The following is a 24,020-nucleotide window of genomic DNA, read 5'->3' on the forward strand; positions in this document are numbered from 1 at the left end:
ATTGGTTTAAGCACGGTATGACGTAAAGCATGATTGACTCGAGCGCCGCTCATGTTCGCCTCCATCCTGGCCAGCAGACCAGCCAGAGCCTACAGGTTGTTGCACAGAACGCGGCCCACTAGGTTCTATGCCACGACCAGCGGCGACACGACCCACAAGCGTTCCCAATTGATCCGATGTTAGAGGCGCTTGCGTTTTAACCAGGGAGCGCATCGAGGGCATCGAGGTCAAAGCGCGCTGTTTCCCGAGAGCCTGGATGACTACGTGGCGAACACCAACCCGGTGCGGGTGGCCGATGTTTTCGTCGATGAACTCGACCTTGGCCAACTGGTTTTCGAGGGTGTTGTCCCGGCGGAAACTGGCAGACCTGCGTACCATCCTGCCGACCGGCTGAAAATCTACATTTACGGTTATCTCAATCGTATCCGGTCCAGTCGCCGTCTCGAACGCGAAGCTCAGCGCAACGTGAGTTAATATGGCTGGCCGGACGTTTGATGCCGGAGTTCAAGACCATCGCCAACTTCCGTAAGGATAACGACAAGGCTATCCGCGGCGTCTGTCGGCCGTTCGTGGTGCTTGTCAGCGGCTTGGCCTGTTCTCTGAAGCGCTGGCGGCCATCAATGGTCGCAAGTTCAAGGCGGTCAACAATCGCGACCGCAGCTTCACCAGCGCCAAGCTTCAGCGGCGTATGGAAGAGATCGAGTCCAGCATTAACCGTTACCTGACCGCACTGGATACTGCAGATCGTCAGGAACCTGCCGTAGCTCAGGTCAAAGCCGAACGCCTCCACCAGCGTTTACGTGCCCAAGACGCTGACCTTGGGAGCGATAGCGGCCAGCCGCTTCGGCAAAGGTGATTTCATCTATGCGCAGCCAAGAACGATTACCAATGCCCGGCTGGGCAAAACCTGATCTGGCGGTACTCAAGCGTCGATAAAGGGCTGAAACTGCACCGCTACTCGAGTTCGCACTGCCAAAGTTGCGCGTTGAAAGAGCACTGTACGCCGAGCCCACAGCGCCGGGTGAGCCGCTGGGAGCATGAGGCGTGCTCGAGGCGATGCAGAGTCGCCTGGATCAAGCGCCCAAGATGATGCGGATCCGCCGGCAAACGGTCGAGCACCCGTTCGGCACCCTGAAATCCTGGATGGGCGCCACCCACTTCCTCACCAAAACGCTCGACCGGGTGAGTGCCGAGATGAGCCTGCACGTGCTCCCCTACAATCCCAAGCGTGTGTTGAACCTGCTGGGCAGCGCTGCGCTGATGGCCGCGATAAAGCCCTGAGGCCTGTTTTACGACTCTTCCCGCCCTCCAGCAGGCGCGCCGAAGCCCAAAGTGCCATAGCAACCAGAATCTCCGATTGCACCTGATCGGGTGTCCGGCGGCCTTCTGGGCACCGCGAAAAAATCCCCCGGCAGTTGATTGCTCAACGCTTGCCGCGTTTTTACACGGTCCGGGCCGTTTCCTGCCAGCGAGTGGCCAAAAACAGCTGACGCAACGACTCGCTACCGGTTGATTTCCGCCTGCGATACTTCCATCCGATTCGAAAAAATCTCAGCCCTACATCACCGCAATGACATCACCACCAAGAAGGATCGCTCCCATGTCATTGCAGTGCCCTCGCTGTCATTCCCCAAAAGTCGCTTCCTTCCACCACGCCATGAAGATCACCGCTGCGGTAGGCACCGTGGGCGGTGCTGCTCGCGGCGTCAGCGCTGCGCTGGCAGGCAGTCAGACCGGCGCAGCGCTTGGCGCTATCGCCGGCCCTGTTGGCATCACCATCGGTTCAGTGTCCGGCGCCATCATCGGTGGGTTGGTTGGTGGCGTTAGCGGTTGTGTGCTCGGCGCTCAGCTTGGCCACAAACTCGACCGCCACGTCCTGGCTAACAACCTCTGCCTGCTTTGCGGGCATCGCTTCAACTTGCCGGCCTGATCCAGCCGCTACCTCTTCTTACCTTTTTCTATCCCTACCGGCCGTTGCTGCGCTCTGCGCGGCGCTTTATGCCGGCTTGCACCCAAAGGAATCGTTTTCATGGCTCATCTCATCGAACAAATGGCCTATGTTGGCGCTACCCCGTGGCACGGACTCGGCAACAACCTACCGCGCAAGCAACCCATCGAGATCTGGCAACGGGAGGCCGGTATGGACTGGCAGATCCTAGAAAGCCCGGTCCATTTCAAATCCGACGCGGTAGCTCACCTCGGCGCTATTCATTCCTACCCCGAGCAGAAAGTGTTGTACCGCTCCGATACGAAGGCTCCCCTGTCGGTCGTCTCCAACCGCTACCACACCGTGCAACCCCGCGAAGTGCTGGAGTTTTACCGGGACCTGACCGAGGTCTCCGGCTATGAGCTGGAAACAGCGGGCGTGCTGAAGGGTGGCCGCAAGTTCTGGGCGCTTGCACGCACCGGGCAAGGCACGGCGATTAAAGGTCACGACCAGGTCAACAGTTACTTGCTGCTGGCCACCTCGTGCGACGGCACGCTGGCGACAACCGCAACGCCGACCACCGTTCGCGTGGTCTGCAACAACACCCTAACCATCGCTCTGGACCGCACTAACCGAGCAATCAAGGTGCCGCACAACACTCGCTTCGATCCGGCCGTGGTGAAGAAGCAGCTCGGGATCGCCGTCTCGCAATGGGACGACTTCATGTACCGCATGCGCCATCTGGCTGAGCGCAAGGTGCAGTGGCATGAAGCGATGGGCTTCTTCCTGAACGTCATGTGCGAAGTGAGCCCAACCGGCCAACTACCCGAACAGCTGCCCAACGAACGCGCCCTGCGCAAGGTTCAGGAGCTGTATGAAGGCCGTGGCCGAGGCAGTCAACTGGTGTCGGCACGCGGCACCGCCTGGGGCCTGCTCAATGCCGTGACCGAGTATGTCGACCATGAACGACGAGCGCGCAGCACTGAGTACCGGCTGGACTCCGCCTGGTTCGGCCAAGGCGCGCAGATCAAGCAGCGCGCACTAGACGCCGCCCTGCAGCTCGCCGCCTAAGCACTTCTCTCTCAATCGTATCGCCCGGTCAGCTTCGTGCTGATCGGGCTTTTTTACGCCTGCAAGGTGACCACATGACCACAACGTCGTTGAACCGCAACGCCAGCAAACCCCGTTCAGCCCTGCGCCTGATCAGCACCAAGGAACTGCCACGTGAAGAGTGGCTGGAGATACGTAAACGCGGCATTGGTAGCTCGGATGCCGCAGCCGCCGTTGGTCTCAACCCCTACAAGTCGCAGCTCGAACTGTGGCTGGAGAAGACCGGACGTGACACTGGATTGCCAAAGACCGACCCCGACGATGACGAAAGTTTGATGTACTGGGGCAACGTGCTGGAACCCATCGTGGCCTGGCACTACGGCAAGCGCACTGGCAACAGGGTCCGCCGTGTGAACGCCGTGCTGCAGCACCCCGACCCGGAGATGTCCTGGATGCTGGCCAACATCGACCGCGAAGTGATCGGCGCCGACGATGTGCAGATCCTCGAATGCAAGACAGCCGGCATAAACGGGGCGCGCCTCTGGAAAGAAGGCGTGCCCGAATATGTGCAGTTGCAGGTGATGCACCAGCTCGCTGTTACCGGCAAGCAAGCCGCGGATGTCGCGGTTGTGCTCGGTGGCCAGCACCTGGAAATCCATCGCATCGAGCGCGACGAGGAAATGATCGCTCGGCTTATCGAGCTGGAACGCACGTTTTGGACATACGTCGAGACCGACACGCCACCACCCGCTGATGGGACGGCCTCGGCTGAAACTGCACTGCGCTGCCTGTATCCCGAAGACGACGGCCAGACGGTGGACTTCAGGGACAATCCGGGGCTGACCGCTGCTTACGTCGAGCTCAAGGCCCTGCGTCAGTTCATCGATAAAAAGCATGCGCGCGAGGCTCAGCTCAAGCAGATGCTGCAACAAGCGATGGGCGAGGCAACGCTGGCCGAGTTCACCAACGGCTATGTCAGTTGGCGCAAAGCCAAGGATAGCGTCGGCTTCGACGTGGCCCGGTTACTTCAGGAAAGACCACACCTGAAAGCCAAATACTCACTGATCAAACCCGGCGCACGGCGTTTCCTAGTCGGCTGAAGCCAACTCTCCCAACCCTTCCCTCCCCTTGGCCAGTCCATGCAGTTCGCGCTGCGCGGCTGGCCTTTTTTCATTTCCAGGAGAACCACCATGCTCAAAGGTCTGGCTATCACCCCGCCGATGCTCGGGCGGATTTCCATCGGCAAAGTCATCGAGAAGAACGGCAAGCGCCTTCCGGAAAAGGATGACCAATTCACGATCACCTCTCAGGTACATAGCCGCGAGGGCTGGCTTGTGCATCCGCTCAACGATGAGCTGCGCCAAAGCAAGGACGACAAGCTGCGCAGCATTCCGGTACGGCTGCTGTTCAACGAACCGGAGCTGAACTTCCGTGCTGACTACACGCTGTTCGACCGGCAATCCGGGCGACCGCTATGCGTGGGCAACGGCGAGACCTGCAAGCGCGTCACTCAGGACGGCGTGCAGTCCCTGCCCTGCCCTTCACCGGACGCTTGCCCGCTGGCTAAAGGTAGTGCGTGCAAGCCCTACGGTCGGTTGAACGTGGTCATCGGCGAGGAAGATCCGCTGGGCAGCTTTGTGTTCCGTACCACCGGCTTCAACAGCATCCGCACCCTAGCTGCTCGTCTGCACTACTTCCAGGCCATCTCCGGCAACCGTCTGGCGTGCCTGCCGCTGGAACTCCGTCTGCGTGGCAAGTCGACCAGGCAGAGCCACGGAACACCGATCTTCTACGTCGACCTGACGGTACGCAGCGGCATGGACATGACCGAGGCGCTCCGAGTTGCTAGTCAGCTTGATGATCACCGGCAAGCGGCGGGCTTCGATCAGAGCGCACTGGATGAAGCAGCAAGACGCGGCTTCGGCAACGGGGCTTTTGAGGACAGCGAGGAAGACGTCGGCTCCATCGTAGAGGAGTTCTATCACGTCGAGGGAAGCCCATCGGCAATGAGCCAAACGGCTCGCCCCCCGATGAAAGCCAGCCTGACCGAGAAACTGGAGGCGCAAGCTGAGCGCCAAATCCCTCCATCTGATCAGACCAAAGGAGCCCACCATGCGCCTGCACAAGCTGAAAGCTAGCGAGCCGAGCGGTACCTATTTGGTTGAATCGCCGGTCACCGAAGCCGACATCCTGCTGATGGCCCGCCAGTTGGCGAATCTGCGTTTGCGTCGCGGACGAGCACTGACCTCACCGAAGGACGTATTCAGCCACCTGCAAGCGCTTCTGGCCGACTACGAGCATGAGGTGTTTGCCCTGCTCCTGCTCGACAGTCGTCATCGGGTGATCGCGTTTCAGGAACTGTTTCGGGGCACCTTGGACGGCGCCAATGTCTACCCACGGGAAATCGTGAAGGCTGCCCTGGAGCACAACGCTGCAGCAATGGTGCTGGTACACAACCACCCTTCCGGTAATCCCGAGCCCAGCCAGGCTGATCGAACCCTGACCCATAGGGTGAAGGAGGCGCTGGATCTGGTCGGAGGACGGACGTTAGACCACATAGTCGTCGGTCGCGAGGGCTGCTATCGCTGGTGGAACAGGGCCACCTGTAAGGAGAGCGCAGATGAAGCTACTACGGATCTTCGCTGCCGCTTTAGCGTTTGCCGGAATTCTCGCTGGCTGCTTGGCAGTTCTGGTGCTAGTGGTTCTAATGGTCCGGTTTCTGCCGCTGCTGGCCGCCGTGCTGCTGGCTTGCTGGATCTTCAGTCAGCTGCGGGCGTATGAACGGAAACCGCCAGGGTAGTGCGTGAGCTAACGTGGGCAGCCGAACGGGCTGCTCGCGGTGGCACCGACGCTCGTTTCTTTTTTTATCATCCGCGCTCACCGGCCGATTGGTAAGCCGCGCCACGTTCGCGCTTGCCCACGGCTACTACTACGACGACCACTCGCTCATCCTCGACTCGATAAACCAGGCGATAACCGGATGCACGTAGCTTGATCTTGAAGTGACCTGGCATATCCCGAAGGGCATCGGCCTGAACCTTGGGCGCCTCCAAGCGCTCCCGTAGCTTTTTCTTGATCTGCTCGCGCACCGTATGGCCAAGCTTCTTCCACTCCTTGAGCGCGGAAGGCAGGAATTCAAGCTTATAAGTCATCCAGACTCACCGGGATGCCGTTCTCTCCAGAGCGGGCTTTAACCACCTCGATCAGCTCCAGATCATCCAGGCGCTCCATCATCTGCTCGTACAGCTCAGCAGGCACCATATAGCCCATCACGCGATTGTGATTGAGAACTGCCACCGGCATTCCACCAGCGCCGGCCAGGACCCCAGACGGATTTTTCTTCAGTTCAGAAACGCTGACGGCAACATCAGCTAGCACACTCTGCATAATATCACCCTTATTTAAGTACCTAATTTTGGTCTTTTTATGAAGACATAGCAAGATACCAACCGTGATTCTTCACGGCACTGAGTATTCCGTACCGACATATTTGTTCCTCGTGATCGATCATCCGGTCGCGGTAGGGACGGCAGTTACTTGCCGCCCACCTGATGCGGTCGGTTACGCCACAGGTCGATACCGTCGAGCAGCCAGTTCAGCTCGTCGACCGTCAGTTCGATGGCCTCGTCGCCGACATCGGGCTTGGTCTTGAAGCGCTCGGCCTCAAGGCACTTGAGCCACAGGCAGGAGCCATTGCGCTCCCAGTAGAGGATCTTGGCCCGGCTACGGGTGCGGTTGAGGAACACGAACAGCACCGGGTTAAACACTTCCACCTTGATGTCCAGTGCGACCAGCGCGGCCAGACCGTTGATGGATTTACGGAAGTCGACGGGCTTTGGATAGGGGTAGACCTTCTGCACCTGGGCGTCGGGACGCATCATGGGATGAACTCCGGTGAAAACGGGAGCACAGCATCCGATGATCAGCAGGCTATGGGCAGGTGGGGTTTATGGAGCGCTTACTTGTTAGCAACGACTCCCTCCACAGCCATGCTGGCCATCGCCATAATGTTTGGTTGCGGCTTTGCATAGGTAGCTTGACCGACGGAAGAACTCATCTTGCCCAACGTAATCCGTACGGGTTAAATAATGGGTAGCGCCCTTGGTAAAATGAACCAATCCGCGTATCTCATCCACTTGCAAGCGAAGAGTCCTAGCCCAAGCCGACTCAATACGGTTAAGCATGTTGTTACGCTCGGAGTTGATACCTCCCACCGAACGATAAGCATCACGATTGAGAAAAACTATGCAGTGGTAATGGGGCCTCCCGTTAACCTCACCCAGCTCCCTGACCCAGAACATCCTAACCCTGGAGTCATGAGCTGATCTGTTAAGGTTTCGAGCACGTTGACGATCCCAGATAACTTGTTCGTCGAGCGACGCCTTAAAATCCCGAATCATCAGATTGGTCATTACATCGCTAGGCAAAGGTTTTCCATGCGGTAGCCTCAAGTCGAACCTGAAAGCAAATACACGAGCATAGTCAGCCAATGCGTATTGCATCGTTTGGTATAGTTTTTCCAGGTACTGCTCAACGAATGGCCCCTTATTTACCATTAGCGGATAACCATCGTAGGTGGCGTCGTACCAGTAACGAAGGTTCGTATTACCGGGGATACGTTTAGGTTTAAATGAATCACTCATTACGGCATGTCCTGTTGGGGTAAGTTCATACCAAATTAAGGTTTAGTTATTTTTTAACCATGAGTGATTACTAGATAATTACCTTCATACTTGTTGGATTGTTCTAATTCAAGAGAGGGAAGCGTAGTACCTATTACCCGAGTATCACTTTGTCAGCGTTAACGGGACATCCAGAAAAAAAGCATCGACAAATACGGGCGTTTTGGCCGTTTTAATGAGTGTATTTACTCCAAGAAATTATCAACAGACTAGGTCGCGGTAGGAGCCGCAGAGTGACGTCGACACAGCGGGCGATCATGTTGGGTGAAGACGGGATCGAGATTGGACGGTTCAAAGTGCGCAAGCTGATGAGCGAGATAAAATTGATCAGCAAACAGCCCGGTTCGCACGCTTATAAAAAGGCAACGGTCGAGAGACCGGATATCCCGAACGTACTGGATCGGGGGTTCACCGTATCCACACCGAATGAGGCCTGGTGAGGTGACATCACGTATGTGTGAGCTCAAGGTCGTTGGCACTATGTGGCGGCGCTGATTGATCTATTTGCCCGCCGTGTAGTGGGCTGGGCGTTTTCATCTAAGTCTGATGCCGATCTGATTATCAAGGCTTTGAACATGGCCCATGAGCTACACGGGCGGCCACAGGATGTGCTATTCCACAGCGATCAGGGCAGCCAATACGGAAGCAGAAACTTCCGCCAGCGGCTGTGGCGCTATCGGTTCAAGCAAAGCATGAGCCGGCGCGGGAGCTGCCATGACAACGCGCAATGGAGCGATTTTTTCGCAGCTTGGAGACGGATGGGCGCCTATCTTCACCAGAGCATGGAACCTCCGCTGATCCTTCAAAGCGGGAAACGAGCTCACACGGATTGATCAGTTCGATGATCGAAGGGACATGTCCTTGGTAGGCCAATCGTTGGCGCTTCGTTATTACTTCATGATGAAGGTGAGCAGCAGGCATTCTGCCGGTGATACCCGAAGTTCCCTGCTGGCTTCAACTCAGACGAGAAGCAGATACATAACTCAGCTGCAGCTCGCCATCTCGATCAATAAACACGTCCAATGCCCCTAAGAAATCGGGCCAATCTGCAAGAGTCAAAGGCTGGGGCAAAAGCCTGCTGGCCAGTGTCGACAATATGGTGTCATGCGTCACCCATACGATCAGTCCCGGACAGGGCGCAGAGAGTGCGGCTCGCATATGATCGTACATATTAGCCACAGCCGCATCGAATGAACGAAAGCCAGGCCATGTCTCTGTGCCGGATAGCAGGTGGGTATTAACCGCCTCACTTCCCTTGCTTAACCAGCTCTGCCAAGCAAGGTCGGCATCCTCGATAAAGAAACCCGGATCACCCAGCAGCCGACTGATCCCAATATCCTCGTGGGGGTAATTGTGCACATCGGCAATCAGCTGCGCAGTCTGTATGCAGCGCAAAATTGGACTACTGTAAATCGAGACAATTTCCTGATCCAAAGCGCTGGCAAAACGGCGTGTTGCTTGCATGCCAGCCTCGGTCAAACTTAGGCCATTGCCAACCTCACCTTCAGCAATCAGAGGTCTTTCGGCATGACGAATAACCAATAAACGATTAGCCATTGCCCATTTCCGCACGAAGCACACTGACTAGTCCGTTGCCAGTTTCGGCAGATATCAACGAAAGGCCGGCACGGGAAAACAAGGCTGCATATTCGCATAAACGACGCTCTTGACCGCCGGTTACTGTTAGGAGATGCAGATCACATAAGGCCCCGTTATAGCCATCGTCAGCCAGCAACATTTCCAGCACCAATATTTCACCACCCGGAAGTAACGAAGCTCGGGCATGGCGCAGAATCGTCACGGCCTGTTCGTCGTTCCAGTCGTGCAGAACCCTAGCGAGTAGCACCTTGCTGGATTTTACGGGCCAGGGTTGAAACAGATCGAACTCGATCGCCTGAACTCCATCCACGCTGCCGACTACCTGACTAATGTCCCCACAGGTGATTGTTGCGTTAGGATACCGCTCAGTTAGCAGCCGACTCAGTTCGCCCGATCCACCCGCAGCATCAAAAACGACATCATGTGACTTGAGATTCAGGAGGTCTAAGACAGAGGGGTAATCGCGCTGTGCATAACTAGCCAACATCCGGTGGTGACGACTACACCGCTGCGGGTCAGCCGCCACTGATGCAAATATGTCCTGGCGCACTTGCTCGCCTCGCACGATGGCTGGGAGCGCACGCCATCGATCCAGCAGGTCACCGCTATATTCGATAGCCGCTGGCTGCAAGGTCTGAGCATGAGCGCTGCATAGATACTGCCCCTTGGTCGTTACGAGCCACTTATCCGAGTCCAGCGTCACCATATCCAGTTCTGCCAGAGCACAAAGCAATCGTTCCAACTTAAATGGGTCAACATCTAAAACTTCTGCCAGATGCGTCGTGACCGCAGGCAGATGATCGAGCACGCCCAACTCGGCAGCAGCACCTAAGGTGAAGGTGCGCCAATAACCAACCAAATCAGCTGACAGCTCAGCGAACCGATCTCGCCGCTCCGGCCGTAGCTCGCGTAGGACATTGCCGGCTTCATCAATTACTAACAAGCCGCCGCCCAAGGTTTCCACCCGGGAACACCCGTTATAGAACGGTTCTACCTGTGCAAAGCGTTGCTCGTAAATCGGCTGACCAGAGCGATCAACATGATGCCAACCAACCGAATCGCGCGCCCTGGCAAAGCCCTTGTGAAACACCTCCAGATCGACAAACCATTGGCTATGCACACGCTCACCCACCGCGTTGATGTGCGTGCTTAGGCCCTTGTCATTTTGGACTACCGCGACGCCCTCCCTGAAGTCACCGCAGTAGCGCCAGCGCGACGGGTACAGCGCATTGCCCTGCAGATCGATATGGAAATAGCGACTTTCAGCGTCACAGACGACACAGCAGTCATCCTGAAAATTGCCCACAAAGGCGTAGCGCTCTTGATATAGCGCTAAGCCGTCAGGCCTGATGTGAAACCAATCACTGTCTTGACCGACTGCCGCAACTCCACAATAGAAACCGAAGCTACGTTGAAAGCGTGCTGCATATGCGTCATCGCCCTCAAGTTGGATATGCCAGGCCAGCCCATTCAGGCTGACAGGTGCAAGACCCGGCTCATGAAAAGGAAGGACATGATCAAAGCGGCGGGCATAAAGTGGTAGCCCTTGCGGCCCCAGATGATAAGTCTCGCAAGGGCTGACGCTTGGTCGGGTTTGGCTGAAACAAATCACGCTGGCCTCCTCATGTTGCAGGCCCTGCAAAGGTCATTTTGCGGATAGTGCGCAACCAGATCGGCGTATTTCGAGCCGTCGATAATCTCACTTAGGGATTGGTCGCTAAGATTGCCAAACTCACCCAGCCCTTTGCGCTGTTGATCAGGCGCGCAACACACGTTAAAACGACCAGTGGGATCAACCCAGATTTCCCGATTGAGAAAAGGGCACTCGCCACCTGGTGCGATGTCATCCAGATTGCCTAAGTCAAGTTCAAAGAAGTTGTCGAGCCGTAGTGTTTTACCCGTCAGAGCCCTGTGCTCGTACACAATGCGCTCGCACTCCTGCACGGTACGGTTCCACTGGTTAGCGAACACGATATCGTTGCGCAAGCTCTGTCGCTCCAGCTCAGGAAAGTGGGCCCAGAGCTGATGCCCTTTCACTCTGTCGAAGCCCAACTCAATTGCCAGCCGTACCACATCCGGTATCTCCGCCAAGTTGCAGCGCATAAACGTCAGCTGAAGGGTCATCGAGCAGTAGTGCTCCGCTGCCAACTCATCGCGCACGGCGATAAAACGTCTCGCATGGTCGACATGCTGCGCCAGGCTGGCACCCAGCATGATCTTGCTATGAACTGCTTCGCTGGCACCATTCCAAGAAATTTTCACATCACTGGCCAATGGCACGATTCGCCTGGCCCAGTATTCGACATTCTGGTGCTTTTCCGGGCTCGGAAAGGTGCCGTTTGTGGTGAGGTTCAAAGTAAGCCCAAGCTCTTGGCAGAGCTCGAGAAAACGTTCGAAGTGTGGGTATAGCAACGGCTCCCCCATGGTCGAGGGAATTATCTCGCTAAAGCCCAAGGCCGCCGCTTCACGAATCACTTTTTCCAGCAACTGTTTGCCCATGATAGGCCGCAGTCGACCCTGCGCTTTGCGTGTGGGCCGGTCGTCACCGAAGGGCGAATGGTCCTCGCACATAATGCAGTTGAGATTGCAGTGATCTGGGTTGGTGTCTAGCGTCGCCCGCCAGAAGGCTCGCTCGATGGTCATGGCACTACCCGCTGGTAAAGCGCCTCCAGGTCGGAGATGTGCTGATCAAGTGCCGGGATCTCGCCGTCGTCACTGAACAGATAGCCACGTTGACCCAGCTGCTGTGCAAACGCGGGATCATTTAGCAGTCGCTGCATCTGCTTGGCCAAGTCCGCAATATCGCGATGCTCATACAGCAGGCCGTTCACCTCATGCTGCACATACTCACTCATCCCCCCAGCGTTCGCAGTTATCACCGGAACACGTGCCTGCTGTGCCTCATGGATAACCAAGGGGGAATTCTCTACCCATACCGATGGCGTTACGATCACATCGGTCTGGCTGAACACATCCTGAGCGATCTGCTGGTTTTTATATTCAGGCATCCAGATCACCCGTGTCTGCTTATTCATCGGCAAGGTGGCAGTGATGGCCCTAAGCGCCCTACTATCCTGTCCACGATCACGGCCCCATATCCGCAGCTGGCAGTCACCCTCAAGCCTGCCAAAAGCCTGTATCAACTGGTGAATACCTTTGGCCGGAATGTGTGTGCCGATATAGCCAAAGGTGAACGGCTCATTGGAGACACGTTCCCGACCAGCCATGCGAGTACGATCAAACCCATAATCAAGATAAACACTCTTCGCTGCAGGCAACTCGAAATCACGCTCATAGCGCTGTTTCAGGTAGCGAGCCGGAGAAATAAACAGATCTACCTGCTCAACTACTGAGCGCACATGGGCCATGCGTCGCGCAACCCAGCGTTCCCAATAAGCGATGTCCTCCTCTTGCTCATCTTCAGCCCCGGAGAAATAGCGGGCATAGCACTGCGTGGCGCACTTACGGTTCTCTTGCCCTTCACAAGCCGCCCACAGATTGTCCTCAGCCGAGTGCATTTGCATAAACTGCCCACGCGGACACATCAACCAGTAATCATGCAGGGTGTACACCACCGGTAGCCCACGGCGTTTGGCCTCTGAAACCAACGAGGTTGATAGGTGATTCAAATGCCCGATATGCACTAGATCCGGCTGAAAGCTATCCAGCACTTCTGCAAAGCGTTGATCAACGATAGCCAACCGGTAACGGTCGCGATGGCGCGCATTGTTGACCAAGTGGATTTTGACCTTCGGTTCGTCCTGGTCGTAGGCGACGCGCACTGCGCCATCGGGGCTGAAGGAGTCTTCTTCGCGCGTAAAAACCTGCACGTCATGCCCATGCTTGATCAAACCATGGCAGATGGTTTGCGAGTACACCTCAGATCCGGCGTTATAGAGCATTGGGTAGCCATGAATGACCTTGAGAATTTTCATACCCGATCCATCACTTCAGCCTGTTGTTTAAACGCCGTCACTAGCTGCGCGATGCCCTGCTCAGGCGGAATTGACGCCTGCCAACCCAACAATGCTTTTGCTCGAGAAGGATCACCAACGAAGCGACTAACATCGTAATCACGCGAAGGCGCCTGGACCATTTTTGAATCAGAGCTCGCGCTGCGGACAGCCATCTGGGCCGCTTCTAGCAACGTCGTACCGATGCCCGGCAACAAGTGGATTGGTGGTATACCTTTTTCCCCTGCTTCCAGTAATCCAACCATTTCGATCAGGCCGGCAACGGTGTCGGAGACATGGGTAAAATCAAATAGATGGTCGAATCCATCGACCCGCAGCGGGAGCCCTTCAGCCGCATTGCGACAAAACGCCGGTAACACACGATCAGAATGGTCCAAGGTACAACCGTAGACATTTGCCAGTCGCACAATGGCAGTGTTGATACCGCCATTACGCGCATTGATCGCTGCCTGTTCCATTGCGAGCTTGGCCTTACCATAGATATTCACAGGCGCTAACGCGATGTCTTCAGACACCGGCAACCGCTTTGCCTCGCCATACACTTCTCGGCTGCTCGCCAGCAAAACCCAGGGTTGCAGTGGGCTGTTAATGGCCGCGTTAAGTAGAGCCTCACTGGCAAGCGCATTGGTCCGCCAGCACAATTCCGGATTGCGCTGGCCCCAGACGACACGGGACACCGCAGCGAGGTGAACAACTCCGTGGCAACCTCGCACAGCTTGTTCAATATCGGCGGAGCGGGTGATATCGCCACTTGAGTCAGCTGTATCGAGGCCGCTCAGCAAAAAGCCACGAGCGGACAACAAAGGTGCCAGGTATCGGCCGACCAAGCCGCAATGACCGGTGATCAGAATTTTCCGCATTGAGTAACCTGTTCAAACCATGGACTAAAAGCCAAAAAGGTCGTCGGCAATCGTCGGCTAGTAAAAGCCCTCGACCGGAAGGGAGGGACGTCAGCGACTCAGCATCTGAGGAGAGCATGAAAGAACCTGGCTATCAGCGCGCAAACAGAGAATGCTACGGATGGGCATCCCTCTACAGGTTGAATCGCCAACCCGACCGATCCATTAATGCGTAGAGTGTTCTACGCATCGCCTATAGAAATAGCTGAACACGTTGTGAGAGCTGCAGATCAAGTAATGTCTGTCTGAAGCAAACTACCAAGGGCCCGCTAACGTACAATGGTGCATAAGCACTTCGCTAGATACCAGAAGGTAATGAAACGAACCTAGAAACAGCTGCCACCGTATCTTCTGAAGCAAATACAAGGTCTGCCAGTTCAACCTCCCACCAAGTCCCGCGTAGCTCACTATTCAGCTGCGAAACCGAAAAAGCCTCCCCTTTCGGATACCCGACATCTTCCCATTGCTGCTTGATATCCAAAACCGATCCGTTCTCCAACCAATAGGCATATAAGCGAATGACTGGAATAGCATCAGGAAGATTGAGCGGATCGGGCTGCCCGCTTCCTTGGCGATTCTGTTTGAGCACTGATGGGTCGGTATGCAGCTGAAATTGAATAATCGCCTGCTGTTCTTCATCAGTCCGAGCGTATGCGAACTGGGCATTCAGCATAGGCAAATAATCCCACGCCCATTTACTTGACGGCTTGGTGCCAGATCGACATGGGCGGTCGAAATCTATTGGTTCCCAGAACCAAAATCCAGCACCGAACTTGGCGGCCAGCTCGTCCAGAGCCGGCAGGATTCGCCTGTAGAATCCTGCCAACAAGCGATGAGATTTCTGCACCTGCGTTACGAGAGAAACGCACTGTTCACGAGTCATGTCCACTGTAGTAGCTGTTCCTTTGCCAAAGTTTGTGCGAGGGGCAGCAGCGAGCCCCAATCTTGGGTACTGGCACCTGGTGTTTGTGTTGGGATTATTCCAGTGTCCGTCCAGCGTCTGATGAGCTCAAAATGCCTCGACAGATCTTCGCTGGCTTCGCACAGCGTTAGCAGCTCGCTAAAAGGTGCGATGTCGCTCGCCATGCCAAACAAGCGGAACGCTTCAAACCAGTCTTGAAAGATTCGCTCATCTCGAATGTCCGCCAGATCCCGAATTGCGTCGAGCCTACTCAGAAGCTCTGGCCAGTCTAGACAGACTACACGCAGCGCCGTAGCGGAAAATTCGCTTTCCAGCTTGTCAGCCAAACTTCGCCACTCGGGCTGGTTGCGGCCCAAAGCAAGCAGGATGATATTTTTTGGCTCGTCGCCCTGCTTGTGAAGCGCACGGACTTCCGCCCGCCATTGCCCCAAAGTCTGCATACCACCAAATGGCGGCTTAACTTCGATAAGCAACCGGTGACGCGGGTACTCGATTAGCACATCCGGTTCAACATATTTCCGGCCTTCAGTTTCCCTCAACCTAGGCCAGAACTGTATATCGCTCATTTGACCTAAACCACCCGCTAGCTGTTGGCCGAGTAGTGCGCTCAGAAATGCATCATGAGTCCGATCAGATAAATAAGGCATGCGTCCGAACAGAACACTCGTTAGCAAGTCTTCACGTTTACGAAACAGCGAACGCCAGCTTAGCGAGTGCCCTCCAATATCGACGCGGCCTGCTTTTCCATGCAGGATTGCCGTTAGCATTTTGCTCTCCTTGATCAGGCGGGCCAACTCGTACCGCTAGATAGATATCCCGATCGCCCATCGTTATTCAGCAGCTCATCACCCAAGCAGTACGGCGATTAGCTTCTTGGATGCGCACTGACGCCGTGTGTACGCAGCATGCTTCTTATCGATAGCATTAGGCCATAGAGGGCCAGGGATACCAAGAACATGCACGAGACCAAAATCCCTTTCGGTGAGCGTGACGGCATTCTCTTTCGGGCGCGTGAGGTCGAGAACGGGCTTCGGTGTGGCTGCGTATGCCCGGGCTGTAAGCAGCCGTTAAACGCAGCCAACAATGGCGAGAAGGTCATTCCACACTTCCGCCACGCGAAATCGAACGACTGCTTTGATGGCTTCCGCGAAGGCGTCAGACGCGCTGCGGTCGCGCTAATCGCTCAGCACAAACAGCTCATGCTCCCAGCGCTGATAGAAACAGTCAGAGTGGCTACACAATGTGGCCGGCTGCTGGAGGAAAAGGTCGAGCTGCAGCCGGTGGTCACCACTGCAGAGAGCGTTGAGCGGTTCGTCGACCTGGACGGCATGAGAGGTCATGCCGTCCTGCATCAATCCGATAGGCGACTGATCATCCGAATCAAGCTCTCCTCACGGATGGAGCATGAGCGTTATCGCCCGCTCAAAGGCCTTGATCACTCCAGCATGGAGATCGATCTCAACCACCTGACACTGGAGCAAATCAATGATCCGGCCAGCTTCGAGCACGCTGTTCTACACGACCCAGAAAACCGAAATTGGATCCGATCTATACGCGGCGAAAGGCTCGCGGCAATCGCGCAGCAAAAGCTTCAGTCACTTGCGGTCGAACTGAATGCTCAGTGGCAACTCGAACAGGCCGAGCGCGATGCTGCTGAGAAAGCCCGAAAAATTGAGCACGACAAAGAAAAAGCCCAATTGCAGCTTGCACTCGAAGCCCATAGAGCCAGGCAGCTTCAAATCGCGGTCGAGCAGTCGGCCACAGAGCAGGACAACACTGCGCAGGGCCGAGCCGAGCTGATCGCGGGAACCATGCTGAAGGCTCTACAGGTCTGGGGAGGGAAAGCCGTTGAATGCACGGCCTGCCACTTGCTCAGCCCACCTGAGTCCCAGTTCTGCGTTTACTGCGACGCGTCTACCAGCAAGGTAAACCCCGTGACGTTATCGCCGGATATACCCTCAACCATTCACAAACGCATGCGCTGCTCAGCGAAGCCCACTATGTCGATGAAAGCAGTACCTCGCCTACTTCTAAGGCCCGACCTGGAGGCAAGCGCAGGCGCCCCAATCACACCCGCCTTACAGAAAGATGCCCCACAGTAGTAACCGGCTGCGTGCTGGCGCGCGGCCATTTTAGACGCTGCGCCACACATCCAAACGCGTTTATGATGCCGAAGAAATTTGAATCACAGCGCAAGGGAGCACGCAATGAGGCTGATTCAGAACGCTGGTCACGACCGAGTTATCGATTTGCTCAACGAGCGAATGAAACCGGATCACCAGCTGGCCTGTGCATCCCCGGCGCTGTCCTTGTTCGCCTTCTCTGAGCTGGCCAAATCTCTCGGCCAGCTCCGCAAGGTTCAACTGATTCTGCCATCCGGCAGCGAGAGCCTGGAGCTGCTTGGCGGTGAAGCAGACCGCGCTGCACGCAATCGCCTCACTGCCCGAAGCCTGGCACGGCGCTGCCACCAGTGGCTGAACGCCAAGGTCGATTTGAAGCGAGCAAGCTCTGTCATTCCGCAAGGTATCGGTTTGCTAAGAGATCCCACTGGCACTCCCGATCAGGTGGTCATGGGTTCCTTCGCCCTGACCACCGATGGCCTCGGTATCACGCCGGGCAACCCCATGAGCCTGATCCAGGCCAGCGAGTCGCCCCAGGAAGCAGCCATGTTTGCGCCTTGGTTTGATAACCAATGGCAAACCCTGAACACCCGCCCCAGCGATAAAACCGAGCTGCTGAATGCGCTGCGCGAAATTGCCGAGCAGCGCTCGCCGGCCACGCTATACAACCTGGTTCTCCATCAGCTCTTCAAAGAAAAGGACGATGGGCTGGATGAAGAGCGCGTTGTGAAGTCCGCCACAGGCATCCGCAACACGGTGGTCTGGAACAAGCTCTTCAAATTCCAACGAGATGGCGTCGTCGGTGCCATCGACAAGCTCAACCGCTTTGGCGGCTGCATCATTGCCGACAGCGTTGGCTTGGGGAAAACCTTCGAAGCACTCGCCGTTATCAAATACCACGAGCTGCGCAACGACCGCGTGCTGGTGCTGTGTCCGAAGCGCTTGCGCGACAACTGGACGCTCTACAAGGCAAATGACCGGCGCAACGTGCTGGCGTCAGACCGTTTCAACTACGACGTCCTCAATCACACCGACCTTTCTCGCGAGGCCGGACTTTCCGGCGACCTCGATCTGTCCCACATCAACTGGGGCAACTATGACCTGGTCGTGATCGACGAATCGCATAACTTCCGCAACAAGAAAGCTCCGCGCCAAGGCCAAGAAACACGCTACGACCGCCTCATGCGCAGAATTATCCGCGAAGGTGTAAAAACCCGAGTCCTGATGCTGTCCGCTACCCCGGTCAACAATCGCCTGGCTGACCTGCGTAACCAGATCGCTTTCGTGACCGAGGGCGACGACAACGCTCTGTTTGAGCACGGCATCAGCAGCATCGAAGCCACCACCCGCAAAGCTCAGCTGCAGTTCAATCGCTGGCTGGATCTTGATGAGCGCGAGAAGACCCCGGAGCGCCTGGTCGAAATGCTCGGCTTCGACTACTTCACCCTACTCGACCTGCTGACCATCGCCCGCTCGCGTCGGCATATCGAGAAGTACTACGGCACCACCGAAACCGGCCGTTTCCCCACACGCCTGCCCCCGATCAACATCAAAGCTGACGTGGATGCTGCTGGGCAATTTCGCGCCATTCGCGAGATCAACCAAGAGATTCGCCGGCTCAACCTCGCCAGCTATGCGCCGCTGCGCTACGTCCTGCAGCACAAGCAAGCGGCTTACGACGCCAAATACAGCACCGAGATCCGCGGTGGCGAAAGCTTCTTCCGCCAAGCTGACCGCGAGGAGAGCCTGATCCACCTGCTGCGCATCAACGTACTCAAGCGCATGGAAAGCGCGGTGTCGTCGTTTGCGCTGACCCTCGAACGGCAGCTTAAGGATGTCGAACGCACGCTAGAACGTATCGAGCAGCACGCCCACGAAATTGAAGAAATCGATATCGCCGATGTCGACATAGACGACCCTGCGTTTGAAGCACTGCTGGTCGGACGCAAGGTCAAGGTGCTGCTGAGTGACGTTGACCTAGTGCGCTGGAAGCAAGATCTGCTGGAGGATCGCAATCGCCTGGCCACGCTGCTATCTGCAGCACAACAAGTACAACCCCAGCGTGATGCCAAACTGGCAGAGCTGCGCAAGATGCTCGCTGATAAGTGCCAGAGCCCGATCAATCCTGGCAATCGCAAGGTCATCATCTTCACCGCCTTTGCCGACACGGCGCGCTACCTGTACGACCAGCTCGCTTCTTGGGCCAGCGAAACCTTGGGTGTGCAAACGGCCTTGGTCACCGGCTCCGGCCGCAACCAAACTACGATCCCCGGTCTGCGTACCGATCTGGCATCCATACTGACGACCTTCTCTCCACGCTCGAAAGAGCGCCCTGCCGACATGGCCGAGGAAGGCGAGCTGGATCTGCTGATTGCCACCGACTGCATTTCCGAAGGCCAAAACCTGCAGGACTGCGACTGGCTGATCAACTACGACATCCACTGGAACCCGGTGCGGATCATCCAACGCTTTGGCCGAATCGACCGTATTGGCTCACCCAACCAGCACATCCAATTGGTCAACTTCTGGCCCAACATGGAGCTGGAGGAATACATCAACCTGGAGCAACGCGTCAGTGGTCGTATGGTTCTGCTAGACGTATCCGCCACCGGGGAAGAGAACCTGATCGAAGCGCAGTCCGGCGATGCGATGAACGATCTGGAATATCGCCGCAAGCAACTGCTCAAGCTGCAGGATGCCGTCATCGACCTGGAAGACCTGTCCAGTGGCGTGTCGATTACCGACCTCACCCTCACCGACTTCCGTATCGACCTTGCCCAGTACCTCAAGGCCCATCCCGGCGTGTTGGAGAACATGCCGCTGGGTGCCTGTGCCATCACTACAACGCGTGACGAGGACATACCGCCCGGCATTATTTTTTGCCTGCGAGCACAGGGAGAAGCCGCCGACAAAATCAGCGATGGCTACCCACTTGCGCCCCACTACCTCATCCATGTGGCAGAAGATGAAACCGTGCTACTGCCCTTCCCTCAGGCCAAACGCATTCTGGATCGTCTCAAGCGCTTGGCCCTTGGCCGCGAACTGCCTGACGCCACAGCTGACAACCGATTCGATGAGCTCACCAAACAGGGCGAGGATATGCGCCATGCGCAGAGCCTGCTGGCAACTGCAGTGTCATCCGTGGCCGGCAAGAGCGAAGAGCGAGCCATAGCCAGCCTATTCAACCCAGCCGGTAGCCATGCGATGAAGGGCGAGTTCGCCGGCAGCAACGACTTCGAAGTGATCGCCTTTATGGTCATACTGCCCCAGGAGTGAGCCGTGCTTGCCGAGGACATCATTGCTGCCCTGCAGCTGCCTGAGCAGGCACGGGTCAATCAGCGCGTATCTAAAAAGCTGCTGATCGAAAACCTGGCCCCGACAGCAGCGGATCGGCAGCAGATCAATGAAGGCATTGAAGAGGTCCAGTGGGTTGCCGCGCTAAAGCCCGGCAATTGCGGCATACCCGACTACCGCGACGCCCAACGTGAATACGTGGAAGTCGCCGTGCTGCACCTCACCCTGCGCCCGTCAGCTCGACCAGCCAGGCTCATAGAACTGCTGCACCGCGCTATACCTCACCCAACCCTACTAATGATCAGCACGCCGGAGTCGGTACAGCTCTCCCTGAGCCACAAACGTTGGGCTCAGAACGAAGCCGGCAAGACCGTGCTCGATGGTGAAATCACCACTGCTACGGTGCCAGCCTCCCCTCAGATAACCACAGCTTTTCTCGATGCGGTAAGCCTGGAGCGTCAACCGCGTAGTGACATGAGCGTTTTTTATCAGGGCTGGATAGATACCCTGCTGGCCCTACAGGCAGCGCAGCATACGGGAGGTTTTCGCACGGCCAACAGCCCGCTTGATGCCACTGCCCGACGCCAAGCCCTGCAAGCCTGCATCGAGCTGCAAGGACAGATCGCCACATTGCGCGCCCAGGCGCAAAAGGCTCAGCAGATTGCCCGTCAGGTGGAGCTAAACCTGCAACTGAAGCAGCTACAGCAAGCGCTCAGCGAAGCCCAAGCCAGACTGTAGGGCGATGGTTTCAGCCAGTAGCAAAACCTGGCCAACAAGCCTTAAAAGGCTGTCGAAATGGAATACCATGCCAGCCAGCATTACACCGCGCCTGCAAACACGTACATGCAGGTAGATCGTGAAGGAAATAGCGAATGACCATGCAAATAATCGACGCACAGTCGCCGGAAGCGCACAGCGCCGACCTCAAGGCCGAAAACATCGACAAACTCAAAGCCTTGTTCCCTGAGCTGATCACCGAAGGCCCCAATGGCGTGGCCATCAACCAGGACGTGCTCAAACAGCTAGTCGGCGACGCCACCGTAACGGACGCCGACGAAAAGTACGGCCTGAACTGGCACGGCAAGCGCGCAGCACGCCAACTGGCGCTCACGCCCAGCACCGGTACGCTACTGCCCTACCCCGATGAAAGCGTGGACTGGGACAGTACGCAAAACCTGATGATCGAGGGCGATAACCTCGAAGTCCTAAAGTTGCTGCAAAAGAGCTATGCGGGCAAGGTCAAGCTGATCTATATCGATCCGCCTTATAACACCGGCAAGGACTTTGTTTACCCCGACAACTTCCAAGATAACATAAACAACTACTTGGAGCTGACGGGCCAGATAGAAAGCGGGCAACGTATTAGCAGCAACACTGAAAGCAGTGGTCGCTTTCATACTGACTGGCTCAACATGTTCTACCCCCGGCTAAAGTTAGCACGCTCACTACTCAAAAGTGATGGCGTCATTTTTATCTCAATTGACGACAGAGAACTTAACAATCTACGAACACTAGCAAACGAGATACTTGGCGAAGAAAACTTTATCGCAACAATAACGGTCGTCACCAACCTTAAAGGCCGCAACGACAAGAAACATGTAGCGGCCTGTCACGAGTACGTCGTCGTTTACGCCGGAGCTAACTTTAAATCTAACGGCTTACCCCTCACAGATGAGCAGCGAGCAGCGTTTAAACACACTGACGAGAATGATTTCAAATATGCTCTACGCGATCTTCGCAAACGCGGCGGTCCGGATAAAAGACAAGACCGCCCAAATATGTTCTTCCCTATCTACTGGAACGAAGAGTCTGGCCGGGTATCACTTGAGCGTTTAACAGCCAACGATCTTGAAATCTTCCCCATGCGAGGAGACGGGACAGAGGGTCGTTGGCGCTGGGGTCAGGACAGAGTTAAAAAGCATCTTTCCTGGATGCACCCCAAGCGCTCAGACCGAAACGGTAGATTAGACGTCGAGCATCGAGTGTATCTCGACCCTTCAATTGCAGTAGACGATCTTGATGAAGATGATGAGGACGACGAAGGCGCAGTCGAAAGAACATCAAAACCCAAATCCATCTGGATTGGCGGAGAATTCTCAACTGATAGCGGTAAGCGAGCATTGAAAGAACTCCTACCGGGCGAATCTTTTGACTTCCCTAAGTCTATTGACTTTCTACGAACCTGCTTTTTGTTGGGAACGAGTGGAAATGAAATAATTCTCGATCTATTTTCAGGCTCGGGATCTACTGCACAGGCCGTGATGCAGCAAAACGCAATCGATGGGCACTCTCGCCGTTTTATTTGTGTCCAGCTCCCAGAACCCCTTGATCCATCCGAGAAAACTCAAAAAGAAGCTGCAGCTGTCTGTAGAAAGCTAGGTGTTGCCGAAAATATTGCAGAGTTAACCAAAGAGCGGATTCGTCGAGCAGCCGAAAAAGTCAAAGCAGAGAACTCGATGTTTTCTGGAGACACAGGCTTCCGAGTTTTCAAGCTCAACACTTCGAATATACAAGCCTGGAACCCTAACCCGGAAAATCTTGATCAAGCTCTCTTCAACCATCAAGATCACCTGGTTACTGGGCGGACTGAAACTGACATTCTCTACGAACTGCTTCTAAAGCTCGGTCTAGACCTGTGCGTACCCATCGAGCAGCAGCAGATCGCCGGCAAAACGGTGCACAGCATCGGCGGTGGCGTCCTGCTGGCCTGCCTTGCGGAGCGAATTACTCGCGATCAGGTGGAAGACCTGGCTCAGGGCATTGTTGCATGGCACAAGGCGCAAGCCCCAGCCAGCGACAGCACCTGCGTGTTCCGTGACAGCGCCTTTGCCGACGACATTGCCAAAACCAACCTGGCCGCCATCCTCAACCAGGCCGGCATCAAGAACGTGCGGAGCCTGTAAAATGGCCGTGCCTGCGCAGCCCAAGATTTATCACATCTGTCATGTGGACCGTTTGCCGTCCATCATCGCCAGCGCCAGCTTGCTGTCCGATGCGGTACTGTTGAATCAGGCGTTGCCAGGCACTGTCATTGGTATGAACCACATTAAGCAGCGTCGCCTGCAACTGGAGCTAGATAGTCATCCGGGCCTACATGTCGGTGAATGTGTGCCGTTCTACTTCTGCCCGCGCTCGGTGATGCTGTTCCTGATCAGCCGGGGCCATCAAGACCTTGCCTACAACGGCGGCCAAGGGCCTATCGTACATTTGGAGGCTGACCTGCATGCGACCGTACAGTGGGCTAATGTCCAAGCCAGGCGCTGGGCATTCACATTATCCAATGCAGGTTCGAACTACTTCGAGGATCGTGCAGATCTGGCGCAACTGAATGAGATCAATTGGGATGCCGTAGCAGCGCGGATCTGGCACCAGTGCAAAGAGTCTAAGCAAGCAGAGTTCCTGCTTGAACAGAGCTTTCCATGGCACTTGGTCGAGCGCATCGGCGTACAGTCGCGGCAAATTTATACGCAGGTAGCGAATGCACTGCCTGCACAGGGGCACAGACCAGCGGTCGAGCTGCGCCCTGAGTGGTATTACTGAGTGAAGAGCCAGT

21 protein-coding genes and 3 pseudogenes are annotated in these 24,020 nt (G+C 56.0%); 13 read left to right on the forward strand and 11 right to left on the reverse strand.

Annotation, left to right across the window (positions count from 1 at the left end; translation table 11 throughout):
• Positions 1-189 precede the first annotated feature (189 nt).
• From ALTERO38_RS08620 to ALTERO38_RS21505, 7 genes and pseudogenes are all read left to right on the forward strand, one after another.
• Positions 190-1,281, forward strand: a pseudogene (locus ALTERO38_RS08620) (transposase).
• Positions 1,282-1,600: 319 nt separating this feature from the next.
• Positions 1,601-1,930: a hypothetical protein gene (locus ALTERO38_RS08625; RefSeq protein ID WP_159968068.1), complete on the forward strand. Its 330-nt coding sequence runs from the start codon at positions 1,601-1,603 to the stop codon at positions 1,928-1,930.
• Positions 1,931-2,029: 99 nt separating this feature from the next.
• The gene (locus tag ALTERO38_RS08630) at positions 2,030-2,998 is read left to right on the forward strand and encodes a DUF932 domain-containing protein (protein WP_159968070.1); all 969 of its coding nucleotides are present in this window, start codon (positions 2,030-2,032) and stop codon (positions 2,996-2,998) included.
• Between the two features lie 74 nt (positions 2,999-3,072).
• On the forward strand, positions 3,073-4,077 hold the full coding sequence (locus tag ALTERO38_RS08635) for a YqaJ viral recombinase family protein (protein ID WP_159968071.1): 1,005 nt from the start codon (positions 3,073-3,075) through the stop codon (positions 4,075-4,077).
• 90 nt (positions 4,078-4,167) lie between these two features.
• Positions 4,168-5,115, forward strand: a complete 948-nt coding sequence (locus tag ALTERO38_RS08640) for a hydrolase or metal-binding protein (protein ID WP_159968073.1) — start codon at positions 4,168-4,170, stop codon at positions 5,113-5,115.
• Positions 5,090-5,586 (forward strand): annotated as a pseudogene (gene radC / locus ALTERO38_RS08645) (DNA repair protein RadC). The gene ALTERO38_RS08640 and the pseudogene radC overlap by 26 nt, the downstream one beginning before the upstream one ends.
• An 11-nt stretch (positions 5,587-5,597) precedes the next feature.
• Positions 5,598-5,777 (forward strand): hypothetical protein, encoded by a 180-nt coding sequence (locus ALTERO38_RS21505; RefSeq protein ID WP_159968075.1) that lies wholly within the window; start codon positions 5,598-5,600, stop codon positions 5,775-5,777.
• A 67-nt stretch (positions 5,778-5,844) separates the two neighbouring features.
• Here ALTERO38_RS21505 and ALTERO38_RS08650 read toward each other — a convergent pair whose 3' ends face one another.
• The 4 genes from ALTERO38_RS08650 to ALTERO38_RS08665 form a co-directional block, all read right to left on the reverse strand.
• Complete coding sequence (locus tag ALTERO38_RS08650) at positions 5,845-6,129, reverse strand: type II toxin-antitoxin system RelE/ParE family toxin (RefSeq protein WP_159968077.1); 285 nt, start codon at positions 6,127-6,129, stop codon at positions 5,845-5,847.
• A complete protein-coding gene (locus tag ALTERO38_RS08655) occupies positions 6,119-6,364 on the reverse strand; it encodes a type II toxin-antitoxin system prevent-host-death family antitoxin (RefSeq protein WP_159968079.1) in 246 nt (81 codons plus the stop codon). Before ALTERO38_RS08655 ends, ALTERO38_RS08650 begins: the two co-directional genes overlap by 11 nt.
• 146 nt (positions 6,365-6,510) lie before the next feature.
• Positions 6,511-6,858, reverse strand: coding sequence for an IS66 family insertion sequence element accessory protein TnpB (gene tnpB, locus ALTERO38_RS08660; protein ID WP_256663834.1), 348 nt, complete (start codon positions 6,856-6,858; stop codon positions 6,511-6,513).
• An 84-nt stretch (positions 6,859-6,942) separates the two neighbouring features.
• On the reverse strand, positions 6,943-7,620 hold the full coding sequence (locus ALTERO38_RS08665; RefSeq protein ID WP_159968081.1) for an inovirus-type Gp2 protein: 678 nt from the start codon (positions 7,618-7,620) through the stop codon (positions 6,943-6,945).
• Positions 7,621-7,916: 296 nt separating this feature from the next.
• Between ALTERO38_RS08665 and ALTERO38_RS08670 the strand changes: the two are divergent.
• Positions 7,917-8,419, forward strand: a pseudogene (locus ALTERO38_RS08670) (IS3 family transposase); the annotation flags it as partial.
• A gap of 194 nt (positions 8,420-8,613) precedes the next feature.
• On the opposite strand, the gene ALTERO38_RS08675 reads toward ALTERO38_RS08670, so the two are convergent.
• The 7 genes from ALTERO38_RS08675 to ALTERO38_RS08705 form a co-directional block, all read right to left on the reverse strand.
• Positions 8,614-9,216: a histidine phosphatase family protein gene (locus tag ALTERO38_RS08675; protein ID WP_159968083.1), complete on the reverse strand. Its 603-nt coding sequence runs from the start codon at positions 9,214-9,216 to the stop codon at positions 8,614-8,616.
• Positions 9,209-10,870 (reverse strand): methyltransferase, encoded by a 1,662-nt coding sequence (locus ALTERO38_RS08680; RefSeq protein ID WP_159968085.1) that lies wholly within the window; start codon positions 10,868-10,870, stop codon positions 9,209-9,211. Before ALTERO38_RS08680 ends, ALTERO38_RS08675 begins: the two co-directional genes overlap by 8 nt.
• Entirely contained in the window at positions 10,867-11,901 is a 1,035-nt protein-coding gene (locus ALTERO38_RS08685) for a radical SAM/SPASM domain-containing protein (RefSeq protein WP_159968087.1), read from the reverse strand. Before ALTERO38_RS08685 ends, ALTERO38_RS08680 begins: the two co-directional genes overlap by 4 nt.
• Entirely contained in the window at positions 11,898-13,193 is a 1,296-nt protein-coding gene (locus ALTERO38_RS08690; RefSeq protein WP_159968089.1) for a glycosyltransferase, read from the reverse strand. The genes ALTERO38_RS08685 and ALTERO38_RS08690 overlap by 4 nt, the downstream gene beginning before the upstream one ends.
• Complete coding sequence (locus ALTERO38_RS08695; RefSeq protein WP_159968091.1) at positions 13,190-14,092, reverse strand: NAD(P)-dependent oxidoreductase; 903 nt, start codon at positions 14,090-14,092, stop codon at positions 13,190-13,192. The genes ALTERO38_RS08690 and ALTERO38_RS08695 overlap by 4 nt, the downstream gene beginning before the upstream one ends.
• 337 nt (positions 14,093-14,429) lie before the next feature.
• A complete protein-coding gene (locus ALTERO38_RS08700; protein WP_159968093.1) occupies positions 14,430-15,020 on the reverse strand; it encodes a hypothetical protein in 591 nt (196 codons plus the stop codon).
• Positions 15,011-15,820: a hypothetical protein gene (locus tag ALTERO38_RS08705; RefSeq protein ID WP_159968095.1), complete on the reverse strand. Its 810-nt coding sequence runs from the start codon at positions 15,818-15,820 to the stop codon at positions 15,011-15,013. The genes ALTERO38_RS08700 and ALTERO38_RS08705 overlap by 10 nt, the downstream gene beginning before the upstream one ends.
• Positions 15,821-16,252: 432 nt before the next feature.
• On the opposite strand from ALTERO38_RS08705, the gene ALTERO38_RS08710 reads away from it, so the two are divergent.
• From ALTERO38_RS08710 to ALTERO38_RS08730, 5 genes are all read left to right on the forward strand, one after another.
• Positions 16,253-17,155: a hypothetical protein gene (locus tag ALTERO38_RS08710; RefSeq protein ID WP_159968097.1), complete on the forward strand. Its 903-nt coding sequence runs from the start codon at positions 16,253-16,255 to the stop codon at positions 17,153-17,155.
• 105 nt (positions 17,156-17,260) lie between these two features.
• Positions 17,261-20,449, forward strand: coding sequence for a helicase-related protein (locus ALTERO38_RS08715; protein WP_159968099.1), 3,189 nt, complete (start codon positions 17,261-17,263; stop codon positions 20,447-20,449).
• A gap of 3 nt (positions 20,450-20,452) precedes the next feature.
• Positions 20,453-21,205 carry a DUF4391 domain-containing protein gene (locus ALTERO38_RS08720; RefSeq protein WP_159968101.1) on the forward strand — a complete coding sequence of 251 codons (753 nt, stop codon included), beginning with the start codon at positions 20,453-20,455 and terminating at the stop codon, positions 21,203-21,205.
• Between the two features lie 134 nt (positions 21,206-21,339).
• Positions 21,340-23,370 carry a site-specific DNA-methyltransferase gene (locus tag ALTERO38_RS08725; protein WP_256663835.1) on the forward strand — a complete coding sequence of 677 codons (2,031 nt, stop codon included), beginning with the start codon at positions 21,340-21,342 and terminating at the stop codon, positions 23,368-23,370.
• Position 23,371: 1 nt separating this feature from the next.
• Complete coding sequence (locus ALTERO38_RS08730; protein ID WP_159968103.1) at positions 23,372-24,007, forward strand: DUF4433 domain-containing protein; 636 nt, start codon at positions 23,372-23,374, stop codon at positions 24,005-24,007.
• Positions 24,008-24,020: the final 13 nt, after the last annotated feature.

This window comes from Pseudomonas sp. 9Ag (assembly GCF_902506445.1).
GTDB classification, from domain to species: domain Bacteria; phylum Pseudomonadota; class Gammaproteobacteria; order Pseudomonadales; family Pseudomonadaceae; genus Stutzerimonas; species Stutzerimonas stutzeri_AB.